Origin of the sequence: Dactylosporangium cerinum (assembly GCF_042653625.1) — a bacterium.
Lineage (GTDB): Bacteria > Actinomycetota > Actinomycetes > Mycobacteriales > Micromonosporaceae > Dactylosporangium > Dactylosporangium cerinum.
This window is the reverse complement of sequence record NZ_JBHSIU010000143.1, coordinates 1-699: the sequence shown is the minus strand read 5'-3', so window position 1 is coordinate 699 and position 699 is coordinate 1. Positions and strand designations below refer to the sequence as shown.

Below are 699 nucleotides of genomic sequence, written 5' to 3'. Positions count from 1 at the left end.
GGTGTGGGGCGGGCACGGCCGCCTGCCTGGCTCCACGATCGGCAAGCTCTATTTCACCGAGGACGGAAGCCGCCACTGGTGCACCGCCACGGTCATCAGCTCGGCCAACCACAGCACCATCTGGACGGCCGGCCACTGCGTGAGCAACGGCAACGGCGGGTTCTACTCGAACTTCGTCTTCGCCCCCGACTACCACGACGCGCTCTGGCCGTACGGCACCTGGTCCGCGAAGAAATGGGCGGTGCCCAACGGCTACCACCATGGCGCAAACAGGGCCTACGACATGGCCGCCCTCGCGTTGTCGACCAACGGCGCAAACAAGCGAGTCGGAGATGTGGTCGGCTGGCAGGGGTACCTGTTCGGCGACGCCAACGACAACCGGCGCTGGAACGACGTGCGGGCCTTCGGCTACCCACAAGACACACACCCGGCCCGGTCCGACATCAGCCCGTACGGGCACGACCTGCGGTTCTGCGTCGTCGACGCGGTACCCATCACGCTGTACAAGGAGATCGAGTGCGACATGGGCCACGGCTCCAGCGGCGGCCCGTGGATCTACGACATGCCGGCGTCACGCGGCTGGGGATATATCGTCGGCAACCAGTCCTATCAAACGTCGAGTAGCTCCCCACGGGAGCGTGGACCGCGGCTGGGCCGGGCCGCGATCAATGCACACGGCGCCGTCCAGGCCGCCTGACG

General features: G+C 67.1%; 1 protein-coding gene. It reads left to right on the top strand.

From position 1 onward, the window contains the following. Window positions 1-697: trypsin-like serine peptidase (locus tag ACFPIJ_RS64400; protein ID WP_380129449.1), on the top strand; the 697-nt coding region annotated here is incomplete at its 5' end. Between the last annotated feature and the right edge of the window lie 2 nt (window positions 698-699).